This window comes from Xylella fastidiosa (assembly GCF_011801475.1).
GTDB classification, from domain to species: Bacteria; Pseudomonadota; Gammaproteobacteria; order Xanthomonadales; family Xanthomonadaceae; genus Xylella; species Xylella fastidiosa.
In genome coordinates this window covers 931,306-945,077 of sequence record NZ_CP044352.1, presented here as the reverse complement: position 1 = coordinate 945,077, position 13,772 = coordinate 931,306, and the positions used below count along the sequence as shown (strand labels likewise).

The window sequence follows — 13,772 nt, the reverse complement described above, 5'->3', positions numbered from 1 at the left end:
GTGAATGGTATTGCCACGCGCTGCACAGGCGTCCCAGGTGCGTGGGCACGTTGGGAGCACCGTGATCTCTCAGTCATGGCACCTCCTGATGGGTCGCGTGCACTTGAGCACGGCAAGCGACCTGGGCGTTGTATTTGTTGATTTCGTTGATGTACAAACCGATCACTCTGCGGAAAATGGCGAAGATCTCTGGTTGTTCATTTGAAATCGGCGGTACTGGCAGGGGGGGGAGTCGGTCGCAGACCGCTTCTGAGCGCGTTGTTGGCAGTATCCCGGACGGCGCTAAGCTCGTGCACGATGCGAGGGACAATGACACTGCAATCACTAAGTACGCGAATAATGCGGATACGTCTGATGTTTTCATCGGTGGCAATCCTGTTGTGAGTGACTGCTGCGGCGGCTGATCCACAGCAGTAATGCAACGATGAGCAAGAAGGGGGGAAAGGTCATCACGAGGCCCTTCCTTCGCACAGGGCGCGTTCATCGACACGGCGCAACACCAGGCCACGCACTTCGTGGCCTGCGGCGTATTTCCAGCGGTCCAGTTCGGCGCTGGACGCTGGGCCAGTCGTGCATCCAGGTGACTTCGGGACGTTTGGACCAGGCGTGGTAGAGGGGGAGGATGGCATCCACCAGTGATTCAACCAGGTTGCCGTCGACGTCGCGGGGGGTGGGGACGATGTTGATGCCGCTGGGGCCGATGATGTTCTGGACTAAGGTGGATAGGCCGCCGCTGATGATGTCGTGGTTGCGGTCCAGGTGGCGTGCTTGGTTGCGCAGGGCCACGCCGGTCATGGTCACGATGGTGTTGCCGCTGCCAAAGTCGCGGGAGGCTTGGCGCAGGTGGGTTTTTTCCGCCGCTTCATAGGCCTGTCGGTAGGCAACGGCTTTGACGCGGCTCTGGGCACGGGAGGCAGCCCAGGCTGGGGCAAGCTGGAGGAGGCCGCGGTCGAAGGCGGCAACGAGGCGGTGCAGGCGCGGGGATGCGGTGGTCATGGTGCGTCTGCGCCGCTGTCTCTGCGGAAGTCGGCAATGGCAATGCGAACGGTGCCGCTCGTGGAGGGGGCCGCTTCTGCGGCGGCGCGGCGCAGCCATTTGTCCAGTTCATCGCTAATCCATTTGGCATCGGCGCGGGTCACTTGGCGTTCGCCATACCGGACGGATTGGCCCAGCAGGACTTTGCGGTAGGCGTCTTTTAGGAGTGCAACTTGGTCGGTAGCAAGGCTCATATGTCTCTCTGGTGTTGGTTGGGAAGCCACTCGGTAAGCCTGGTGATGGGGGCTTTGGTGCGGCGCGTCGTGCGGTTCATAGACGCTTGTTCCAACGGTCGGAGCCAAAGCCGCTGTTAGGAAGCGGTGGCATGTCATGGGGGGCGCTGGGCGGGGCGGGGGTGGCGGTCACTGAGCGCAGGGGGCGGGGGGCGGGGTCAGTGGGCGGGGCAGCTGGTGGGTCAAAGAGGCTGCCGTTGGTCGGTTGGTAGATGGCTTCAAGGGCTTCCCATTGTGATTCGCGCATGACGTCGACTTTGAGTGCGGGGGCCAGGGTGGCCCAGAGGGCGTAGACGGCGGTGTCCAGGGGTTCGTTGCGCACGCCGCGGGGTTTAATCCAGCGTCCGGCGTCTTTGTCGAAGTATTCGGCGGTGAGGCCGGCGAAGTAGTGTTCTGGCAGTGCGCCAGGATCAGGGTGCAAGGGGTCGGGGATGTCGTCGCCACGTCCGCCAGGAAAGCGCAGCATGCGGGCGCTGATGTCTTCAGCAGTGCCTGTTTGGGCGGCGTTGTCTTTGGCAGCCAGGGCGGCGCCTAGCCAGCCGTAGATCATGTGTTTGAGGACGCTGGTGCCAACGCCCCAGACGCCGACGTCTCGGGCCAGTGTTTTGCCGCGTTCGTCAACGGTGGTTTTTGAGGGGCGGTAGACGGCGCGGTCTGATTTGATTTCGGCGCGGCCACGCACGAGGTAGAGGGTCTGTTTCAGGAAGCCTTGGGGGGTCTCTAGGATGCGGGATTGGCCGGACCAGCCAACGTGTTGTTTGATGAATTGGGCGACGGTTTCGGTCCAGTTGCCGCCGTCAATGGCGACGGCGCTAATGGGCATGTCGATGCCACAGGCGGTTTTCCAGGTGCCGCGCAGGTAGGTGTCCAGGTCGGTGTAGCTGTCCAGGACGGTGGGGTCCAGGTCGATGACGGCGTAGTCAACGATGTAGCGGCGTTGGCCGCGGCCGGTGGCGATGAGGTGGATTTCAGCGCGGTCATGGGCAAGGTCCACGCCTGCCGCAAGGACGAGGCCGCCCAGGGGCACCAGGCCACGATAGACGCCAGGTTCGGCGAGGGTGGCCACTTCGTGAGCGGCGCGGACGTCACGTTCGCCTTGGAAGGGCAGGCCCAGAATCAGGTTGGTGAAGCCAGGCAGTTTGGAGGGGTCGCGTTTGGCTTCGGCCCATTTGTCTGCAATCTGTTTCCAGCTCAGGCCCAGGCCTAGGGGGGCGTAGGCGGCCCAAAGGTGGTAGCTGCGATGGTCCGGAGGGGCCGATGGGTTGTGGGGGTGCCAAAAGGCGGTGCCGCCGGTGCCGCGTTCTTTGAGGATGGTGTTTTTGTGGTGTTCTTGGATGATGCAGCCGTTGACGGCGCAGGCAAAGGTGCCATCTGGCTGGAGGTGTTCCAGGTCTAGGACTTGTTCGCCGCCGCAATGGGGGCAGTGGATGTGGTAGTGGCGTTGGTCGCCGTCAAGGAAGTTTGTTTCAATCGCGCTGCCACCAGCAACGGTGGGGGTGCAGGCGCGGTAGATTTTGCCGCGTTCGCCGTGGGACATGATGCGGGCGGCGATCTGTTGGTCGGCGGTGCCTTGGTTGTTGAGGTTGCGGGGGTATTCGTCAATTTCATCCAAAAATGCGTAGCAGGCGGTGATCTGGCGGAGTTGGCTGGAGGAGTTAGCCCATTTCACGAAGAGGGTGCCGCCTGGATATTGTTTTTCGAAGGTGTTGTTGGTGGTGAGTTTGTTGAGCAGGGGGGCATGTCCAGGACGCCTGGGTCAAATTTGGCTACGGTCCAGGTGCGGGCGAGGTCTTTGACGGGTTGGGTGACGATCATGGAATCAATGCCGCGGTCAATGACGTAGCACACCCAGTTGATGCCGATTTCGGTCGCGCCAATTTGGCCGGATTTCATGAAGCTGACCTGTTGCACGGGGGTGTGATCGCTGAGGCAATTCATGATTTCGCGCAGCGGGGGGTGACGGTCGGTGCGCCATTGGCCTGGTTCAGCGCCTGAGCCGCGGGCGATCTTGCGGTAGGCATCGGCCCATTGGCTGATCTCCAGGCGCGGGGGGACTTCCCAGGCGTGCTGCCAGGCGGTGGAAACGGTGTGGTAAGCGTTGGCCAGTTGGATGTCGGGGAAGTCGTCGAGGCTCATCCGGATACTCCTTCTTCCTCGAATGCGAGGGTGTCGTTGGTGTCGTTGGCTTGGACGGGTTCGGCGTCGGGTGTGTTGGTTTTCAGCAGGGTCGTGGCGGCGTCCTGCATTTGCTTGCAGATGTGGGCGACGTCGGTATCAATGATCTGGGTGACTTTGCCCGCATCGGTCTCTGCCGCCAGTGTCTTGCGTAGTCGGCCACTCATGCCGCGGAGCTGGTTCAGTGCTTGGCGTACCAGGGTGAAGACGGCGCGGTTGACCTCATCTACGCAGGTCAGTTGTTCGGCTTGCTTGCCCAGATCAAGTTCAGCCATGAGTGCACGCGCGACGCGCTCGCGGCGGACCGCTTCTTGCACCGGAATGCCCTGTGGGGTCATCACGGTGAAGGTGGGTACGGCGGCGGCGTGAGGGTCGGTCATGCCGCGCTTGCCGCCCTGCACGGGATGGGTCATGCCATCCAGCAGGGTGTCACTGGCGTTCACGTGGATGCGGCCATCCTCGCCCAGGATCACATTGCCTTTGCGCCGCATCCGGCGGATGTAGGAGTCGCTGACGCCGCGGTGCTTGGCGTATTCGGCGGTGGTCATGGTCGTCACAGAACCCATCGGAACCCCCCCGCCCCTACCGGAACCAAAATCTGGAACCAGGACATGCACGCAAAACGGGGTCCGAATTGCCCGCGGTGCAGACCCCCACGGAGGAACCTTTGACAGCGGCCCGCCACGGGGAGCAGCCACAGAAATCCCGACCCACGGCTCTGCTGTCCAGACCGTCCAAACGTGGGTGAAGAGGTCTGGACAGCAAAACCCGCGCCGTGATTAGTTTGTCCAGACCGTCCAAACCGTCCAGACCTAGATGGATATATAGAAGGATGGATGAAACACGCTCCCCTATACGTGCGCACGTCAAAAAGGTTTGGACGGTCTGGACAGGCCCGCCGTTGCTCGTTCCAGGTCTGGACAGAGGTTTGGACGGTCTGGACAGGTGTGGACAATGGCGGCTCAGAAATCGGGCGCATCATCCCTCCCGTTGTCATCCAGTGGCTTAGACACAGGCCTTACCTCGTTAATGCAAGCGCCTTCGCGCACCCAACGTTGTTCTCGTGTTTTTGTGTCCGGCCAGCGTTTCCGCAGGTGCTCCCACGTATCCTCGACACAGGTGTCCCCCTGTACAGGGTCGCGCCCTAAGCGCTTCATGATGCTGGCAACGCGCATCTGGGAACTCCTGTCGTGCCTGGCCGGGTCCACGCCGATGGCAAACTCCAGTAGCTCATCGGTGGTCGTCCACAGGACACGCCACCCTGCAGTACCCTTCAACCGCTGCGGTGCAATCTCCTTCCCATCCCCTGTTTTGCGAAATTGACCGGCGAGGAATTGCTCCACGCGGGCCTCCCAGCTATCGCCGATGTAGCGGGCGGCCTGCTCGGCGGGGGCGTCATCAGGCAATACCCAGTACGGGAAGTGATCAAGGAACAGCCGCACTGCCTCGGCCCATAGCTGATCGCGCTCGGCCACAATGCGCGAGACATCCACGTTGCCATCGGCACGCACCGGCAGAAAGCGCCGCCCGCCCGTGGCATCCTTCAGGTATTCCCGATCATTGGTCGTGCCGACAAACACGCACTCCCGCCGATAACTACTCGGCAGGCGTTCGTAAGGCGCGCGAAACTTATCGGTACGTCGGGTGATGGCCACTTTCACCGCGGTCACATCCGCCTTGCCGAAGCTGTCCATCTCGCCGATCTCCACGCCCCAGCACCCCTGGATGACCTGATAAAAGTCCTTCCCCGTGGGCGACTCAGCCGTTTCTACAAACCAGTAGGTGCCGAACAGTTCGCTCAGTGAGGTGGACTTGTGCTTGCCTTGCGGGCCTTCCAGCACCAGCATGAAATCCACCTTGGCCCCAATGGATGGATTCTTTGGATCCACCCACAGCACCCGCGCCACGGCACCGACCATGAAACACAACGAAGCTTGCCGCGAATAAGTGCTGTCACTGGCACCGAACATGTCGATGAGCATCGTCTCCACGCGCGGCGTCCCGTCCCACTGCACCCCCGTCAGGTATTCACGGATCGGGTGCCGCCGATACCGCCGTGCAACCGCAATCACGGCCTTTAGCACGCTGTCATCGCTGCACTTCATTCCATAGCGCTCTGGATGCTGGAGCCATGCCGCAAGCTCGCTACTGTCAGCATCCACAAACTCATCGCGTGTACTGCCCTGCCACGGTGCCGGACGGGCCATCACCACCTGGTTACTGGAATCGTTCAACCAGAACAACGCTTTCAACCGCTCATCGTTCTCAATGATGGTGATGAGGTTATGCATCGTGCCCTCGACATGACCGTCACGGGTGCGCGTTAACTGCTGCTTCCAGTCATCGGACCCTGGCACACCGCCATGACCACCGCCGCCGCCATGAGAACGGCCCTTGCCGCCATCCAGGATGGTGATCACCGGCCTCGTCATCGCCCCCCTCCCCGCACCACATTGACGTCAACACGCCGCGCCGCCGCCCAGGCGGCTGCCTGCGGGGGTGTCCAGCCATCCTTTTCGAAGGCATCGGCAAGATCCCAGCCTTTGCTGCACCCGTGCGTGTCAATCATGCCAATGCTGCGCACCCCAACGCGCGACACGTAGTGCGCCACACCCGCCCTGAAATCACCGGCATCCGTGCGGTTGCCCAGCATGGCCTTGCGGCCCACCTCATCGGCATCCGGCCACAGCACCACATCACGCCCAGCCAGCGGCGTCCAGTCCACCTTACGGATCCCGTTCGCGCCACCAGGCCAAGCAACCACCGCATACTGCGGCCACGCGCGAGCGCCGGCTGCGCAACACTTTTCACCTTCAACAATCAACACCGGCGCGTCTGGCTTTACCGCCAACGTATCCAAACCAAACAAGGGCCGCGGTTCTGGAAAATGCTGCAAACACCACTGCCGCGCTCCGGTCGGACTCACGCACCAGGTGAGCGTCGGCGTCCACTTTTTTAGCGCCCCCGTGTCCCGATCCTTGATCTGCGCCCGCGCCACGTAGCCGAGCAAACGCCCCTGCGCATCACGGTAGGCATCCAGGCGCTGCACCTTCAGAGGAGCGGCCCTACCCCGCTTGGGATTCCATATCGGCACCGTCCAGTGCGCATCACCCATCACCTCTGGCGCATCTTCCGGTACTGGCAGCAGCGGCACCCAGACCATGTCAGGCACATACTCTGGCCGCTGCCGCTGCGCCTGTTGCTCGGCCTGCGGCAAGGCACCGCGATCAAGCTGACGCACCGCCTCACGGAAATCCACGTTGAGGTAACGCATCACAAAGCCAATCGCATCATGATGCGCGCCACACCCAAAGCAATGCACAAACCCTTTATGCGGAATCACCGTGAACGAGGGGGTGTGCTCGTCATGGAACGGACATACCCCCGTGTACTCAGCGCCTGTACGCCGCAGCGTCACATAGCGGCCCACCACCTCGACCAGATCAATCCGCGCGCGTAATGCCTGCGTATCCACCCTAGTCATGCTGCTGCCCCGCCTGACGCCGCTGCGCCTGCTCACGGTTGACCTGCATTCCCCATTGCACCCGAAAGTACGCGGCGACGTATTCCCTGCATCCTGGCTGGGCCGTACAGCTGGTGCACGGGCACACCTGCGGCAGCGTTTGGATGTACGCCTTCCATTGCGTCCTGGGCTGATCCCGCAGCGCCTCGACAGCCTGACCCAAACACCGCGACACACTCATGGGCCACCCCGCAACAGCAACACCCCTTGCCTGCACCGTGATGCTTCGGCTTCTACCCGCATCCGTTCACGCGCGGCCAATGCCGCCGCACCACTCACCCCCGGTTCGCTGGAATACAAGGCCTCCAGTGCCGCTCGTAATCCGGCGCACTGCCGCAGCGTCATCGTGACCCTGCCTTGACGGCGGTATCCACTCGGTAAACGGTGACGGGCCATCATGCGGCCTCCCCACCAGCAACGGTGGTGCGTTGCTTACCGTGATGACCTGCGGCACAACACGCCTTACGCATCCGTGTTCTCCTGCTGAAACATCGCTTGTACTTGGCCGCGAACACCCATCACCGCCGCGATCACGTCGTCGGATTCATCAAGGATGCGCCGCACAAACGGCAGATCATTTTTATCAATACGGCTATCGGCTGATGAAAATATGCAAACAACGCATGGATTTATCAAACCATGCCGACAACCTGTGTTATGCGGCTCACACAGTGACGTGTTCGATAAGGATGTACCGCAGCAATGGCACGATGCGCTGTTCTCATTAATCCATGCAACGCCAAACATTCATTGGCTATTGCTAACGAAAAGTAGCGGTAACGCCCACATCACTGATGCTGTTTGCTCACTGTCGCATGTGGACATCGTCCGCCTGCCCCCTCCATTGCCCTCTAGGAGCACTCACAATGGCACGCGGAATTAACAAGGTGATCCTAGTCGGAAACCTGGGAAACGAGCCAGATATTAAATACACCCAAAGCGGCATGACGATCACCAGTATTAGCCTAGCGACCAGCAGCAAACGCAAGGACAGAGAGGGCAATACCCAGGAGCGGACCGAATGGCACCGCGTCAAGTTTTTCGGAAAGCTGGGCGAGATTGCCGCTGAATATCTGCACAAGGGATCGCAGTGCTACATAGAGGGCACCATCCGTTACGACAAATTCACCGGCAATGATGGGCAGGACCGTTATGTCACTGAGATTATTGCTGACCAAATGCACATGCTCGGCGGTCGCGGCGAAGGCTCCAGCGGCATCACGCCACAGCGACGACCGGCAAAGGTCCGTAACAACGATAAAGCCTATGCGTATGCAGGCGACGACTTCCACGATGACGACATCCCGTTCTAGCCGAGCAGGAATCAGACAATGGTTAATGCGCCAGTAAAAAAAATGCATGACACTCCGTCGGCTATTGAGCACCGCCTGCCGGATATCTACACCTTCCACGACTTGCAGTTGCTTTGTGGCAGAGGAAAAAAAGTTAAACGTGCGCGCGTCGAAGAATGGGCGCGGCTACAAGGCATCCCCTACAAGTACGACGGAGAGGGTGGAATCTGGACCACACTCCAAGCACTCAATGCCGCACTGGGGATCGGCACCGACCTAGACGACGTACCATACCGACCAGAGGACTTGGTGTAATGCCTCGGCCACGCAAGTATCACCCGTCGATTCCGCCACACATTGATCAATCCAAAATCCCAAAGGGAATCTATTGGGGGGATGGACGCTGGTATACGCTGATACCTCACCCAGAGGGCGGGCGGCACCAGAAACGAACCATCGCAGGTCGCGCAGCGCGCTTATCTGACCTGCACGCCATCATTGAACAGCAACACACGGGCAACGTGAAAGGAACCGTTGGTGACGTGTTTAATCAGTTTCATCACTCAAGCGAGTTTGCAGGGTTGGCGAAAGCCACCCAGAAAGACTATCAATGGTGCGCACAAGCCATCCAAAGTTTTCTACTCAAAGACAACACCACATTAGGAAGCAAAGCCGTTAACAGGCTCAATGTGCCCACGTGGCAGCGTTTGGTTGAAGTCATCGCGCAAGGCCGCCCTGCACAGGGAGACAGTGAAGCGATTCAGCCGACACCATCCAAGGCAAACCATATGCTGCGTTATGCACGCCGCGCTTTCGCCTGGGGTATTCGGCACGGTCATTGCACGACCAATCCCGTACATGGAGTCAAACAGGCCAAGGAACGCGCCAGATATCGTATGCCAGATTTAAAAACCTTTGCTGCAATACATGCATTTGCCGCCGAACGAGGCCAGCGCCAAGCACATAGCATTGGCTCAGTGGCTCCCTACTTGGCCGCCGCTATGACATTTGCTTACGGCTTACGCCTACGAGGCATTGAGGTATGCACCCATCACCGATGCCCACCACAAACCGGAAGGCATCTTATCCAATCGGAGAAAAGGCAGCCGTGACAACATCACTCGTTGGAATGACGAATTACGCTCAGCGTGGGATTGGCTTGTTCAGTATCGGGCTGCCCGCTGGGCATCTCACAAGCGCGCTACACCCCTACGGCCTGAAAATCGGTTCTTGTTCGTCAACCAATCCGGCGCACGGTTAAGCAAGTCATCACTGGACACTGCATGGCAGCGGATGATTGTCATGGCCATCATGGAAGGTGTCATCACAGAAGAAGAACGCTTCTCGCTGCACGGGCTCAAGCACCGAGGGATCACCGATAGTGAAGATAAGCGCTCCGGCGGACACCGCACTGAAGCGATGCGCGAGCGCTACGACCATGAAATACCTATCGTGGAACCTCCAAAAAAGCCAGAGTTTTCCCGATAGTTTTACCGGCACCATAAATAAGCAGCGCTCATTCATCGTAAACCTTTGATACATATGGCGCCCGAAGTTGGACTCGAACCAACGACCCCCTGATTAACAGAAAGCCGGCTGTTATGCCGCAAGGTGTTGTTTAGCCAAGGGTTCCCGGTGTGGCAATCAGCTAAATCTTTGTTCTCATTGCAAAATAACCCCCAAAGGCCACACCATTGGTGCTCAATGGCACCAAGCCACTGGGGCACACCGGCGAGTTTTCTAGAATGGCCGGGCCGGCTGGGTGTGCTTACAGCCACTTAGCGGAGACCCTGCCCAATGTCCAAGCAAGCCCCTCAGCGGTGCCAGTTCTTCTTTACGGCCAAGGCACTGGCTGCCCTGCCGCCCGACCCACAGCGCGACTACATCGTGCGCGACGCCAACACGCCGGGGCTGGCCCTGTGCGTCACCAAGGGCGGGCACAAGTCGTTCCGCTTCTGCTACACAGCTGACCAGTTCGACCGCCAAGGCAAGCGCGTCTAGAAGGGGAAAGACATCGGCATCGTCTTTCAGCCCAGCTACGGCAGCCTCGAAGCGGCGCGGGCCAAGGTGGTGCTGCTGCAGGGCGAGTTGCAGCAGCAGCGCATGACCGACCAGCCCGTAGAAATACTGTCCCCACGTGAGCAGCGGCAGCTGGCCGAAGCCGAGCGCCTAGCCGCTGAGCGCGAAGCCGCCAAGCACGCCGACATGGGCCAACTAACCACGCGGCACATGGAAGAACACGCCAAACAACACAAGCGCAGCTGGAAGGAGGACGAGCGGCGCATCAACAACTGGCTGCTGCCATGGGTGGGCACGCGCAAGGCAAAAGACCTGTCGCAAGAGGAGATCAAGGTGGAGTTGTGGGCCATCGCCACCGGCGACCGCAAGCATGGCGTTGGCCGTGCCCGGCCGAGGCCAACGCCCGCACGGCGCTGGTGGGCAAGATCTACTCGTTCGCGGTGGATGCCGAGCTGATTCCCTACAACAGCAACCCAGCCGTGCGCTTGCCCAGGTGGAAGGTGCCACCACGCGATCGCGCGCTGCAAACTGGCAGGGAGTTTCGGGTGTTCTGGCGGATGACCGACTCCGATGGCTACCTGACGCAGCCCCGGCCGGAAGGACGCCAGCGGTATGCGTGGCGGCACCCGCACATGGACCCGGATATGGTGCAGGTGCTACGGCTCATCGCCATGACGGGTTGCCGCATACAGGAGATCACCGCGCTGCGCTGGCGGGAGGTCGATCTGGACGAGGCGCACATCGTGCTGCCCAGCGCCCGCGTCAAGAACAAGCGGGAGCACATGTCTTCAATCAGCGGTTCGACTTTGGCCGCGCGGATCGCTCGCCAAACTGGCATCGGGCGAGGCCGCGTAGCCGCCACAGCGTTGTACGGCAGCACCCCCGGGCGTCTAAGGCTTCCTCTGGCCGGTGGGGACGCCGGGGGCTGCTGTCACCTATGCGGCGCGGCGCTTGTGCGGAACAGGCAGTCGCGACCAATCGACAGCATTGAGCACGCTGGATTTAATCGGCCTTTTCTCATCCCAGAAGATGAGCGACGAATACAGTTCTGTGGCTTCAATGGAACAAATGCGCTCTAGCGCGTCCTGCGCTTCATCGCGCGAATCGAAGGATACGTAGTAAACGGTGTCGTCGAATTGAACGGGCTTACCTTCAATTGGCCCGACCAGTCGAAAGTTGAGTTTCTTGTAAAGGCCGCAAATCGCAATGCGCCACGGTCGGAACGCATAGTCGCCGATGCCAAAGATCGCGAAGCGCGGATTCTTTCGGTAGATGGCGCTTCCTCTTGCGTCCAGAATGTCTCCGTGACCATCAAGGTACTGCCACGTGCGCGGCGCTCGCTCGCGGATGGCGTCGGTCTCGTCCTCAGGCTTACGTTGCGTGACCAAAACGAACTTCCCGCGCCAGTCGCGGTTCGATCCAATATCAGAACCCTTCATCAGCGGATACAGGTATTCGAGCTCGATTCTCACTTCTTCATCTAGCCCGTTGCGAAGCAAACCGTCAGAAGAATCAAACTCCATTACCGACGACGCATCGTGCTTAACACCGGAACGCCATTTCTGGGGACTGCTCCCTATCAAATCTGCATGCTGCTCGAACCGGACTAGATCGCCAACGGTCAGGCCGAGGCGATGTCCAACTCGGCGAGTTGTGCCGTTGCCATCTAGTGATAGGTGAACGTCATAGTCGATACCAGCATCTGATAGGGCGCCCGTGAACCGCATGGCCAAGAGGCAAGCATCTACCGACGCATCGAAATGGCGTTTTGCATCAATGCCGAAGATTGTGGCGTAGCTAACGCCTAGCTGCATCCGTTCCGCGTGAGCGATGATCTTACGAGCGACCGTAGTTTTAACAAGCATCGCTAGATCGCCACCGCGCGCGCCAAGCGTCCGCATCAAGTCGATGAGCATCCACTCCGAGATATCGAAGTTGGCTTTACCGGTGATGGCGTCGAAGCCTTTGTGCTTTAGGAAATTCGATTTCTGAGGAAGATTCGTGCCGCCTATGGCTCCCTGTCCGGCATTGGTCACCCACGGCGGATTGCCGAGCACAAGCACGTTGCCCGGCATCGCTTCCAGCTCGGCCAGCCAATCGGTCTCGAAGAAATCCTGCTGGTGTAGGTTCACGCGTCGAGTGACGCCGAGCCCTTCGACGCTTTGACGTAGCTCATCAAGGTAGGCGGGGTTGATTTCGTAGCCATGCACTTCGGCACGCGGAAACTGTTGCGCGGCAGTAAGCACGAACGCCCCAACACCGCAGGTTGGCTCAATGACTACATCCGGCGCAAAGCCTAGCAAGGACAGTCTTTCGCAAACGAGGCGCGCTAGTGCAGACGGAGTCTGGAAGTCTCCGAACTCAATTTTGCGTTTCTTTGCTTCGTTCACCGTCCGGCCTTGTAGATCGAGCGCACTCCGGCAACTTCGCCAGCCTTCTGAATGACGCGCTTGTACTGTAGGCGCCACTGCAGCGCGGGGGAAATGGTCAGGTAGCCTTGCACTGGGCGGCGCTCCATAACCTCCTCAGCAAGCTGTCGCAGTTCTATCTCATCCGTAGTCAGATGCCTTGCCATGATGAATGAGGTCAGGTCATCCTCATTGCCATCGGCATCAAGAACTTCAAGCAAGCCCTTCGTCATCTGGAAGTCGGCGGTCACTTCTGATTCGACGAACACGGTATCCGTCATGCCGAGGATCGCGGTGCGTGTCGTAGGGTCGTCCGTCTTCTCATAGACGAACACGAGTAGGCAGTACCCGAGCCCGTAGATTTTCTGGCGGATGGACCGGAATGGGCAAGACGATTGCGGCTGCTTAATGCTCGTGACCTTGATATCGACGTTCAAGCTAGGGAAGTCCAAGCCGTTGGCGGCATTGCCCGCCTCGAACTCGTAGCCTTTCGCGTGCAGGTACCCGCAGAACTTGGCTTCGAGGTACGTCCCGACCGCCTTGCCGTCGGTGACGCCGAAGAGCGACGGCTCGGGATGGCTGGATTCGATGCGCGAAAATTCCTGTGCTTCGCGGCAGAGCGATTCAATGTCCAGCTGCATCCGGTTCTCCGATACTTTCAACGTCAATGTAACACTATCGGGTACGGCGCCATACCGATCAACAAACATGCTGTGGATTGCTTGGCCAGGTGCACCCGCGCGTGGCACCACCAGCGCACGCCAGCAGGGCGTGCAGCCTTGGCCCTAGGCCACACACCCCAGAGCACGCGCCCAGCGCGGCCAGCAGCGGACGCCTGGCGGAGCCGCCTGTGTGCCCCGGTCAAGGCCGCAACCCCAGCAACCAAGCCGCTTGCAGCCGCTGGCGGGTTGTGTGCGGGTTTTGGTTGCGCAGCGGGCGCAGCGCGGCCTAGAAAAGAAGAAGCCCCGCATCGCTGCGAGGCCTGCTTTTAAGCTGCTTTGTACTGGCGCCCGAAGTTGGACTCGAACCAACGACCCCCTGATTAACAGTCAAGTGCTCTAACCGGCTGAGCTATTCGGGCAATCTT

At 60.0% G+C, this 13,772-nt stretch carries 19 protein-coding genes, 1 tRNA gene and 1 pseudogene; 8 read left to right on the top strand and 13 right to left on the bottom strand.

All coding sequences use genetic code 11. The features are described 5' to 3' along the window. Positions 1-73: 73 nt before the first annotated feature. The 8 genes from F7G16_RS04045 to F7G16_RS04015 all read right to left on the bottom strand — a co-directional run bounded on the left by F7G16_RS04045 (position 74) and on the right by F7G16_RS04015 (position 6,927). On the bottom strand, positions 74-364 hold the full coding sequence (locus F7G16_RS04045) for a hypothetical protein (RefSeq protein ID WP_004088836.1): 291 nt from the start codon (positions 362-364) through the stop codon (positions 74-76). 116 nt (positions 365-480) lie between these two features. Beyond that, positions 481-996, bottom strand: coding sequence for a phage portal protein (locus F7G16_RS04040; RefSeq protein WP_004088839.1), 516 nt, complete (start codon positions 994-996; stop codon positions 481-483). After that, a complete protein-coding gene (locus F7G16_RS12100; protein ID WP_004088842.1) occupies positions 993-1,229 on the bottom strand; it encodes a hypothetical protein in 237 nt (78 codons plus the stop codon). The genes F7G16_RS04040 and F7G16_RS12100 overlap by 4 nt, the downstream gene beginning before the upstream one ends. 76 nt (positions 1,230-1,305) lie before the next feature. After that, positions 1,306-2,937: a terminase gpA endonuclease subunit gene (locus F7G16_RS04030; protein WP_425527302.1), complete on the bottom strand. Its 1,632-nt coding sequence runs from the start codon at positions 2,935-2,937 to the stop codon at positions 1,306-1,308. Beyond that, the gene (locus tag F7G16_RS12710) at positions 2,934-3,404 is read right to left on the bottom strand and encodes a phage terminase large subunit family protein (RefSeq protein ID WP_425527301.1); all 471 of its coding nucleotides are present in this window, start codon (positions 3,402-3,404) and stop codon (positions 2,934-2,936) included. Before F7G16_RS12710 ends, F7G16_RS04030 begins: the two co-directional genes overlap by 4 nt. Next, on the bottom strand, positions 3,401-4,009 hold the full coding sequence (locus tag F7G16_RS04025) for a hypothetical protein (RefSeq protein ID WP_004088848.1): 609 nt from the start codon (positions 4,007-4,009) through the stop codon (positions 3,401-3,403). The genes F7G16_RS12710 and F7G16_RS04025 overlap by 4 nt, the downstream gene beginning before the upstream one ends. Positions 4,010-4,405: 396 nt before the next feature. Further along, entirely contained in the window at positions 4,406-5,875 is a 1,470-nt protein-coding gene (locus tag F7G16_RS04020; protein WP_038233147.1) for a virulence-associated E family protein, read from the bottom strand. Further along, entirely contained in the window at positions 5,872-6,927 is a 1,056-nt protein-coding gene (locus tag F7G16_RS04015; RefSeq protein WP_038233149.1) for a DNA primase, read from the bottom strand. The genes F7G16_RS04020 and F7G16_RS04015 overlap by 4 nt, the downstream gene beginning before the upstream one ends. Between F7G16_RS04015 and F7G16_RS04010 the strand changes: the two genes are divergently transcribed. After that, a complete protein-coding gene (locus F7G16_RS04010; RefSeq protein WP_038233152.1) occupies positions 6,926-7,327 on the top strand; it encodes a hypothetical protein in 402 nt (133 codons plus the stop codon). The two genes, F7G16_RS04015 and F7G16_RS04010, sit on opposite strands and share 2 nt — an antisense overlap. 101 nt (positions 7,328-7,428) lie before the next feature. Here F7G16_RS04010 and F7G16_RS04005 read toward each other — a convergent pair whose 3' ends face one another. Beyond that, positions 7,429-7,602, bottom strand: a complete 174-nt coding sequence (locus F7G16_RS04005; protein ID WP_155115078.1) for a hypothetical protein — start codon at positions 7,600-7,602, stop codon at positions 7,429-7,431. Here F7G16_RS04005 and F7G16_RS04000 point away from each other — a divergent pair. The 6 genes and pseudogenes from F7G16_RS04000 to F7G16_RS03975 all read left to right on the top strand — a co-directional run bounded on the left by F7G16_RS04000 (position 7,520) and on the right by F7G16_RS03975 (position 10,733). Continuing rightward, entirely contained in the window at positions 7,520-7,849 is a 330-nt protein-coding gene (locus F7G16_RS04000; protein ID WP_011098178.1) for a DUF5131 family protein, read from the top strand. The genes F7G16_RS04005 and F7G16_RS04000 overlap by 83 nt on opposite strands. Next, entirely contained in the window at positions 7,833-8,279 is a 447-nt protein-coding gene (locus F7G16_RS03995) for a single-stranded DNA-binding protein (RefSeq protein WP_004088866.1), read from the top strand. The genes F7G16_RS04000 and F7G16_RS03995 overlap by 17 nt, the downstream gene beginning before the upstream one ends. A gap of 18 nt (positions 8,280-8,297) precedes the next feature. Further along, positions 8,298-8,573 (top strand): hypothetical protein, encoded by a 276-nt coding sequence (locus tag F7G16_RS03990; RefSeq protein ID WP_011098179.1) that lies wholly within the window; start codon positions 8,298-8,300, stop codon positions 8,571-8,573. Further along, a pseudogene (locus F7G16_RS03985) lies at positions 8,573-9,746 on the top strand (site-specific integrase). Before F7G16_RS03990 ends, F7G16_RS03985 begins: the two are co-directional and overlap by 1 nt. Positions 9,747-10,055: 309 nt before the next feature. After that, on the top strand, positions 10,056-10,259 hold the full coding sequence (locus F7G16_RS03980) for a DUF4102 domain-containing protein (protein WP_004089756.1): 204 nt from the start codon (positions 10,056-10,058) through the stop codon (positions 10,257-10,259). Positions 10,260-10,325: 66 nt separating this feature from the next. After that, complete coding sequence (locus tag F7G16_RS03975; RefSeq protein ID WP_012382712.1) at positions 10,326-10,733, top strand: hypothetical protein; 408 nt, start codon at positions 10,326-10,328, stop codon at positions 10,731-10,733. Positions 10,734-10,933: 200 nt separating this feature from the next. Here F7G16_RS03975 and F7G16_RS12520 read toward each other — a convergent pair whose 3' ends face one another. The 3 genes from F7G16_RS12520 to F7G16_RS03965 form a co-directional block, all read right to left on the bottom strand. After that, positions 10,934-11,059, bottom strand: coding sequence for a hypothetical protein (locus F7G16_RS12520; RefSeq protein ID WP_256626233.1), 126 nt, complete (start codon positions 11,057-11,059; stop codon positions 10,934-10,936). Between the two features lie 153 nt (positions 11,060-11,212). Beyond that, the gene (locus F7G16_RS03970) at positions 11,213-12,667 is read right to left on the bottom strand and encodes a type II restriction-modification system methyltransferase (RefSeq protein WP_004089759.1); all 1,455 of its coding nucleotides are present in this window, start codon (positions 12,665-12,667) and stop codon (positions 11,213-11,215) included. Beyond that, entirely contained in the window at positions 12,664-13,326 is a 663-nt protein-coding gene (locus F7G16_RS03965; RefSeq protein ID WP_011098180.1) for a type II restriction-modification system restriction endonuclease, read from the bottom strand. Before F7G16_RS03965 ends, F7G16_RS03970 begins: the two co-directional genes overlap by 4 nt. A gap of 81 nt (positions 13,327-13,407) precedes the next feature. On the opposite strand from F7G16_RS03965, the gene F7G16_RS03960 reads away from it, so the two are divergent. Continuing rightward, positions 13,408-13,677, top strand: a complete 270-nt coding sequence (locus F7G16_RS03960; protein WP_140161513.1) for a hypothetical protein — start codon at positions 13,408-13,410, stop codon at positions 13,675-13,677. A 12-nt stretch (positions 13,678-13,689) separates the two neighbouring features. On the opposite strand, the gene F7G16_RS03955 is transcribed toward F7G16_RS03960, so the two are convergent. Then, positions 13,690-13,766 (bottom strand) — tRNA-Asn (locus F7G16_RS03955). Positions 13,767-13,772 lie beyond the last annotated feature (6 nt).

Coding starts and splice junctions, on each gene's coding strand:
- F7G16_RS04045 (WP_004088836.1), bottom strand. CDS start 364: ATGAAAACATCAGACGTATCCGCATTATTCGCGTACTTAGTGATTGCA.
- F7G16_RS04040 (WP_004088839.1), bottom strand. CDS start 996: ATGACCACCGCATCCCCGCGCCTGCACCGCCTCGTTGCCGCCTTCGAC.
- F7G16_RS12100 (WP_004088842.1), bottom strand. CDS start 1,229: ATGAGCCTTGCTACCGACCAAGTTGCACTCCTAAAAGACGCCTACCGC.
- F7G16_RS12710 (WP_425527301.1), bottom strand. CDS start 3,404: ATGAGCCTCGACGACTTCCCCGACATCCAACTGGCCAACGCTTACCAC.
- F7G16_RS04025 (WP_004088848.1), bottom strand. CDS start 4,009: ATGGGTTCTGTGACGACCATGACCACCGCCGAATACGCCAAGCACCGC.
- F7G16_RS04020 (WP_038233147.1), bottom strand. CDS start 5,875: ATGACGAGGCCGGTGATCACCATCCTGGATGGCGGCAAGGGCCGTTCT.
- F7G16_RS04010 (WP_038233152.1), top strand. CDS start 6,926: ATGCTGCTGCCCCGCCTGACGCCGCTGCGCCTGCTCACGGTTGACCTG.
- F7G16_RS04015 (WP_038233149.1), bottom strand. CDS start 6,927: ATGACTAGGGTGGATACGCAGGCATTACGCGCGCGGATTGATCTGGTC.
- F7G16_RS04000 (WP_011098178.1), top strand. CDS start 7,520: ATGCGCCGCACAAACGGCAGATCATTTTTATCAATACGGCTATCGGCT.
- F7G16_RS03995 (WP_004088866.1), top strand. CDS start 7,833: ATGGCACGCGGAATTAACAAGGTGATCCTAGTCGGAAACCTGGGAAAC.
- F7G16_RS03990 (WP_011098179.1), top strand. CDS start 8,298: ATGGTTAATGCGCCAGTAAAAAAAATGCATGACACTCCGTCGGCTATT.
- F7G16_RS03980 (WP_004089756.1), top strand. CDS start 10,056: ATGTCCAAGCAAGCCCCTCAGCGGTGCCAGTTCTTCTTTACGGCCAAG.
- F7G16_RS03965 (WP_011098180.1), bottom strand. CDS start 13,326: ATGCAGCTGGACATTGAATCGCTCTGCCGCGAAGCACAGGAATTTTCG.